Source organism: Streptomyces sp. NPDC059994 (assembly GCF_042737755.1).
In the GTDB taxonomy this organism is placed as follows: Bacteria; Actinomycetota; Actinomycetes; order Streptomycetales; family Streptomycetaceae; genus Streptomyces.
In genome coordinates this window covers 23,073-29,161 of sequence record NZ_JBHWUR010000098.1, presented here as the reverse complement: position 1 = coordinate 29,161, position 6,089 = coordinate 23,073, and the positions used below count along the sequence as shown (strand labels likewise).

Here is a 6,089-nt window from a genome sequence, read left to right as displayed (position 1 = left end):
GGCCCCCACCGGCCCCCACCGGCCCCCACCGGCCCCCACCGGCCCCCACCGGCCCCCACCGGCCCCCACCGGCCCCCACCGGCCCCCACCGGCCCGCACTGTCCCTACGAGAGCCCGTCCGGCAAACCGAACACCGGGAACCAACGCGCCGTGTCCAGAAACGCGTTGAGCCCCACTATCTTCCCGTCGGCGATCTCCACCACCTGAAGCGCCCACGGCTCATGCCGCCCGCCGGGGCCACCGGGTCGGTACTGCCCGAAGGCGGGCGTCCCGTTGGCGACGGTCGGCACCAGGCGCGACCCCCGGCACCCGTGCCCCGGGCCCAGGTGCCACGCCACGATGTCCTCGGGGCCGCGCAGCCACAGGTCGTACGGCGGCATGGACAGCGTCGCGTCCTCGTGCAGCAGGGACGTCAGGGCCGGCATGTCGTACCCCTCGAACGCCGCCACATAGCGGGCCAGGAGCTTCTGCTGCTCCTCGTCGAGCGGGTCCGCCGCGTCCGAGGCGCGCGGCTCCGACTCCGCCAGTGTCGAACGCGCCCGCTGGAGAGCGCTGTTGACCGATGCCACCGTCGTCCCGAGCAGCTCGGCCACCTCGCTCGCCTTCCACGCGAGCACCTCGCGCAGGATCAGCACTGCCCGCTGCTTGGGCGGCAGGTGCTGGAGGGCCGCGACGAAGGCGAGCCGCACGCTCTCGCGCGCGACCGCCGTCTCGGCCGGGTCGTCCACCGCCGTCGGCAGCACCCGCGCGTCCGGCACCGGCTCCAGCCAGGTCACCTCCGGCCGCGAGCGCAGCACGGCCGAGGACGCCGTCTGCGGGGCCGTGAGGTCCATCGGGCGGGCCCGCTTGCCGCTCGCGGTCAGCATGTCCAGGCAGACGTTGGTCGCGATCCGGTACAGCCAGGACCGCAGGGAGGAGCGGCCCTCGAACTTCTCGTAGCTCCGCCATGCCCGGACCAGCGTGTCCTGCACCGCGTCCTCCGCCTCGAAGGCCGAGCCGAGCATCCGGTAGCAGTACCCCGTCAGCTCGACCCGGTGCTTCTCCAGGCGGGAGTCCAGGTCCGTCGCCACCGACGGTTCCGTTGACAGCTCACCCATCGCGTCCACCCCAGATCGCCCATGTGCTCCAGCTCTTCGGAAGCTACAGGAGCCCACTGACAATCGCGCCTCAGGCGGTCGTTTCAGCAGGTCGCGTGGGGTGGGGCGAGGCGCGTCGCGGCGATCCTGCGCTCGGTGCGGGCGGCGTGGCTTCCGTACAGCGTCACCGAGACGACGCCGAGGACGGCCAGCAGGCCGAGCAGCACCGTGGCGGGCCAGCCGCCCGCGTGGAAGGCGATCGCGCCGAGCGTGCCGCCCGCGCTGCTGCCCAGGTAGTACGCGGACTGGTAGAGCGCCGACGCCTGGGCGCGGCCCGTCTTGGCGGTGCGGCTCACCGAGGAGGAGGCGACCGCGTGGCCCGCGAAGAAGCCCGCGGTGATCAGCACCAGGCCCGCCAGGACCGCCGCCAGCGAGTCGAGCAGGCTCAGCAGCAGACCGGCGGTGGTGGTCGAGACGGCCAGGTAGAGCGCGCCCCGGCGGCCGAGCCGGGCGACCAGGGTCCCCGCACCGGCGGAGGAGACCGTACCCACCAGGTAGACCAGGAAGATCGAGCCGACCACGCCCTGCGGGAGGTTGAAGGGCGCGGCGGTGAGCCGGTAGCCGATCACCGTGTAGACGGCGCCGAACACCGTCATGAAGAGCGCGCCGATCGCGTACAGGCGTACGAGCAGCGGGTCCGCGAGGTGGCCGCGCACGGTCGCCGCGAGGGCGCGCGGGTCGAGGGACGCGGCCTTGAAGTGGCGGGACCTGGGGAGCAGCAGCCGGAACGCCACCGCGCAGCCGGCGGCCAGCAGCCCGACCGCAGCCAGCGCCGCGCGCCAGCCCCAGGCCTGGGCCACCCAGCCGGTCAGGATGCGGCCGCTCATGCCGCCGATGGAGTTGCCCGCCACGAACAGGCCGATCGCCGCGACCAGTGCCTTGGGCCGCACCTCCTCCGCGAGATAGGCCATCGCGGAGGCGGGCAGCCCGGCCAGGGCCGCGCCCTGGACCGCCCGCAGCGCCACCAGCCAGCCCACGTTCGGCGCGAACGGCACGAGCAGCCCCACCGCGACCGCGACCACCAGGGAGACCGTCATCGTCCGGGACCGTCCGAACCGCTCGGACACCGCGCTCAGCGGCAGCACGCACAGCGCCAGCGCGCCGGTCGCCGCCGAGACGGTCCAGCTCGCCGCGGAGGCCGACACCCCCAAGTCGCCCGAGATCAGCGGGAGCAGGGCCTGGGTGGAGTAGAGGAGGGCGAAGGTCGCGACCCCGGCGGCGAAGAGCGCGAAGCTCATCCGGCGGTAGCCGGGAGCACCCGGGAAGAGCTGGTCGGGGGACGGCGCGGTGGAGGCACCCACGGTGGTGGGTGCCCCGGTACTGGCAGGAGGCATACGTCGACCGTAGGCCCGGCAGATTTATGCGTCCAATGCATCGAGCGCGCATAATCGATGCACGTACGCATAAGCACAGCTCAGGCGGGTGTCTGTCATTGAACAGTAACGAAGAAGACATTGTCACGGTGCTCGCGCCCCGCCTCGCGTACTTCGCCGCGGTCGCCCGCCACGAGCACGTCACGCGCGCGGCGCACGAGCTCGGCGTGCCCCAGCCGACGCTCTCGCGGGCCATGGTCCGCCTCGAAGAGGACCTCGGGGTCGCCCTGTTCGCCCGCAAGGGCCGTACGGTCTCGCTCACCCCGGCCGGGCGCACCTTCCTCGGCTCGGCCGAGCGCGCCCTCGCCGAGGTGGAGCGGGCCGCCGAGTCGGTGCGGGCCGACGCCGACCCGGCGGCGGGCAAGGTCGCCTTCGGCTTCCTGCACACCATGGGCTCCGAGACCGTGCCCGCCCTCATCCGGGCCTTCCGGGTCACCCACCCCCGGGTGCGCTTCACCCTCGTGCAGAACTACGGCGAGGCGATGATCGAGCGGCTGCGCGCGGGGGACCTCGACCTCTGCCTCACCTCCCCGGTGCCCGACGCGCCCGACCTCGTGGCCCGGCGTCTGGACGAGCAGCGGCTGCGGCTCGTCGTCCCCGACGACCACCGTCTCGCGGCCCGCAAGCGGGTCCGGCTCGCGGAGGCCGCCGACGAGACGTTCGTGACCCTGGAGCCCGGCTACGGGCTGCGGCGCATCACGGACGACCTGTGCGCGCAGGCCGGGTTCACGCCCAGGGTCGCCTTCGAGGGCGAGGAGGCGGAGACCCTGCGCGGCCTGGTGGCGGCGGGCCTGGGCGTGGCCCTGCTGCCGCCGCCCGCGGTGGCCCGTCCGGGCGTCGTCGAGCTGACGGTGACGGCGCCGCGCGCGGTGCGCGAGATCGGCGTGGCCTGGCTGGACGGCCACCCGGACACCCCACCGGTGGCCGCCTTCAAGGCCTTCCTGCTGTCGCGGCGCGGGCAGCTGCTGCCGGTGTGAGCCGTACGGGCGCCGCGTCTGCCGGTGTGAGCCGTACGCGGGTCCCGCGTCTGCCGGTGTGAGCCGTACGCGGGCGCCGCGTCTGCCGGTGTGAGCCGCACCGGCCCCCGTACCCCTCACACGTGCAGCGACTTCCCGAACCCGGCCGCCAGCGGCATCCGCAGACCCAGTGGCGGCGGGGCGGCCAGCGCGTCGGCGACGGGACGCGCGTACGCGTGCGTGAAGAGCGACCCCTTCACGAAGTCGGCCGCCAGGGCCAGGACTTCGGCCCGGTGCTGGCGCAGCCCGTGCCCGTCCGAGTGGACCTCGAAGCGGCAGGTGTCGCGGTTGGTCTTCTTCGCGCGCGCGGCGAGCCGGAACGACAACTCCGGGTCGCTGCGGGCGTCGTTGGTGCCGTGCACTATCAGCACCCGCCGCCCCACCAGCTGCTTCACCGGCTCCGGCTCGGCCGCCACGTCCTCCTCCGGCAGCCAAGGGGCCAGCGAGAGGACGCAGTTGACGGCCGAGTGCCCCGCCGCCCGCAGCGCCGCCCGCCCGCCCATCCCGTGCCCGGCCAGACAGACGGGCACGTCCCCGTACCGCCGCACCACCTCCTCGGCGGCCCACTCGGCGTCCGCCGCGAGCCGGGCGTCGCCGCCGTTCCAGCCCCGGCCCCGGTAGCGGACGAGATGGGCCACGAGCCCGTCGTCCCGCCCCGCCCGGGCCAGGCGCCGGGCCAACGGCAGCGCCGAGGCGTACGAGACGGGCGAAGGGCGGCGCGCCGAGACGGGATCGCCGTCCGGCAGCACCAGCACCACACCGCCGACCGAGGAGCCGGCGCCGGTCGCACCGACGGCCCGTCCGAGCCGGGCAGCAGGCAGGGAAGTCGCATGCTGTGCCATGACAGAACAGTCTCAGAAGCCGAGGTGTACTCCACCCGTCCGCGCGGTCACTGTTACGCATCGGCAACCGAGCGACTCCCGGTGATCTACGCGCGTAGGGGCTAGCATGCGCAGATGACGAGCCAGACCACCGACGTTCCGACCACGGACCAGATCCGCCGCGCCCCGAAGGTGCTGCTCCACGACCACCTCGACGGCGGTCTGCGTCCTGGCACCATCATCGAGATCGCTGAACAGACCGGGTATACCAGTCTGCCCGAGACCGAGGCCGACAAGCTCGGCATCTGGTTCCGGGAAGCCGCCGACTCCGGTTCCCTGGAGCGGTATCTGGAGACCTTCGCGCACACCTGCGCCGTCATGCAGACCCGCGACGCGCTGTTCCGCGTCGCCGCCGAATGCGCCGAGGACCTGGCCGAGGACGGGGTCGTCTACGCCGAGGTCCGGTACGCGCCGGAGCAGCACCTGGAGAACGGGCTGACGCTCCAGGAGGTCGTGGAGGCCGTCAACGACGGCTTCCGCGAGGGCGAGCGGCGCGCCCGCGCCAACGGGCACCGCATCCGCGTCGGGGCGCTCCTGACCGCCATGCGGCACGCCGCCCGCGCCCTGGAGATCGCCGAACTCGCCAACTCCTACCGGGACTCGGGCGTGGTCGGATTCGACATCGCGGGCGCCGAGGCCGGCTACCCGCCCACCCGTCACCTGGACGCGTTCGAGTATCTGAAGCGGGAGAACAACCACTTCACCATCCACGCGGGCGAGGCCTTCGGTCTGCCGTCGATCTGGCAGGCGCTCCAGTGGTGCGGCGCCGACCGGCTCGGCCACGGGGTGCGGATCATCGACGACATCGAGGTCGCCGAGGACGGCACCGTGAAGCTGGGGCGGCTCGCCGCGTACGTACGTGACAAGCGGATCCCGCTGGAGATGTGCCCGACGTCCAACCTCCAGACCGGCGCCGCCACTTCGTATGCCGAACACCCGATCGGGCTGCTGCGCCGGCTCCATTTCCGCGCCACCGTCAACACCGACAACCGTCTGATGAGCGGTACCAGCATGAGCGAGGAATTCGAGCGGCTGACCGAGGCATTCGGCTACACGCTCGACGACATGCAGTGGTTCACCGTCAATGCGATGAAATCAGCGTTCATTCCTTTCGATGAACGCCTCGCCATGATCAATGACGTCATCAAGCCCGGCTACGCCGAGCTGAAATCCGAATGGCTGTTCAAGCAGACCGCCGCGACCAGCGGGTCTACCCCGTCCATGGGCTGATCGGGTACATCATCGGAACGGCCGGGAGAAGTAAATCCCGGCCGTTTTCCTTGGTTTCACGTGTTTGCGGGGCGAGCGGCGGTCTGACTAGCTTGCAGAGCCGCTCACATCCCCTTCCCTAGGATGAGTTCCAGATGAAGCAGTCTGCCGTCAAGTCGCTCGGTGCCGCCGCTGTCGGTGTCGCCTTCGCCGCCGCTGCCGCCGGTACGGCCTCCGCCGCGCCCGCCGTCGCCGGAGTGCCCGAGCTCCCCGCCCTCTCGGGCCTGACCAAGACGCTGCCCGTCGAGGGCGTCACCAACAAGCTGCCGACGGGTGCCCCGCAGGCGCTGACCGCCGGTCAGAACGCCCTGGGCAAGGGCGCGTCCACCCTGCCGACCAGGGGCGCGGGCCCGGTGGCCGGCCTTCTCGGCGGCCTGCCCCTGGGCGGAGCGGGGCTCCCCCTCGGCGGCTGAT

The 6,089-nt window shown here is 72.7% G+C and carries 6 protein-coding genes; 3 read left to right on the top strand and 3 right to left on the bottom strand.

Annotated features, from left to right (window positions below; all coding sequences use genetic code 11):
* Window positions 1-104: 104 nt before the first annotated feature.
* Window positions 105-1,097 carry a sigma-70 family RNA polymerase sigma factor gene (locus tag ACFWA7_RS32185; RefSeq protein WP_385826616.1) on the bottom strand — a complete coding sequence of 331 codons (993 nt, stop codon included), beginning with the start codon at window positions 1,095-1,097 and terminating at the stop codon, window positions 105-107.
* Between the two features lie 83 nt (window positions 1,098-1,180).
* Window positions 1,181-2,470: an MFS transporter gene (locus tag ACFWA7_RS32180; protein WP_385826614.1), complete on the bottom strand. Its 1,290-nt coding sequence runs from the start codon at window positions 2,468-2,470 to the stop codon at window positions 1,181-1,183.
* Window positions 2,471-2,505: 35 nt separating this feature from the next.
* On the opposite strand from ACFWA7_RS32180, the gene ACFWA7_RS32175 reads away from it, so the two are divergent.
* A complete protein-coding gene (locus ACFWA7_RS32175; RefSeq protein WP_385545484.1) occupies window positions 2,506-3,486 on the top strand; it encodes a LysR family transcriptional regulator in 981 nt (326 codons plus the stop codon).
* Between the two features lie 116 nt (window positions 3,487-3,602).
* Here ACFWA7_RS32175 and ACFWA7_RS32170 read toward each other — a convergent pair whose 3' ends face one another.
* Window positions 3,603-4,367, bottom strand: coding sequence for an alpha/beta hydrolase (locus ACFWA7_RS32170; RefSeq protein WP_385545481.1), 765 nt, complete (start codon window positions 4,365-4,367; stop codon window positions 3,603-3,605).
* 114 nt (window positions 4,368-4,481) lie between these two features.
* Between ACFWA7_RS32170 and ACFWA7_RS32165 the strand changes: the two genes are divergently transcribed.
* Both ACFWA7_RS32165 and ACFWA7_RS32160 read left to right on the top strand, forming a co-directional pair.
* On the top strand, window positions 4,482-5,636 hold the full coding sequence (locus tag ACFWA7_RS32165) for an adenosine deaminase (protein WP_385545479.1): 1,155 nt from the start codon (window positions 4,482-4,484) through the stop codon (window positions 5,634-5,636).
* Between the two features lie 134 nt (window positions 5,637-5,770).
* Window positions 5,771-6,088 (top strand): ATP-binding protein, encoded by a 318-nt coding sequence (locus ACFWA7_RS32160; RefSeq protein WP_385545476.1) that lies wholly within the window; start codon window positions 5,771-5,773, stop codon window positions 6,086-6,088.
* The last annotated feature ends 1 nt before the right edge of the window (window position 6,089 follow it).

Excerpts from the sequence above, each read along its gene's own strand:
- ACFWA7_RS32180 (WP_385826614.1), bottom strand. The coding sequence starts at position 2,470 with ATGCCTCCTGCCAGTACCGGGGCACCCACCACCGTGGGTGCCTCCACC.
- ACFWA7_RS32185 (WP_385826616.1), bottom strand. The coding sequence starts at position 1,097 with ATGGGTGAGCTGTCAACGGAACCGTCGGTGGCGACGGACCTGGACTCC.
- ACFWA7_RS32170 (WP_385545481.1), bottom strand. The coding sequence starts at position 4,367 with ATGGCACAGCATGCGACTTCCCTGCCTGCTGCCCGGCTCGGACGGGCC.
- ACFWA7_RS32175 (WP_385545484.1), top strand. The coding sequence starts at position 2,506 with ATGCATCGAGCGCGCATAATCGATGCACGTACGCATAAGCACAGCTCA.
- ACFWA7_RS32165 (WP_385545479.1), top strand. The coding sequence starts at position 4,482 with ATGACGAGCCAGACCACCGACGTTCCGACCACGGACCAGATCCGCCGC.
- ACFWA7_RS32160 (WP_385545476.1), top strand. The coding sequence starts at position 5,771 with ATGAAGCAGTCTGCCGTCAAGTCGCTCGGTGCCGCCGCTGTCGGTGTC.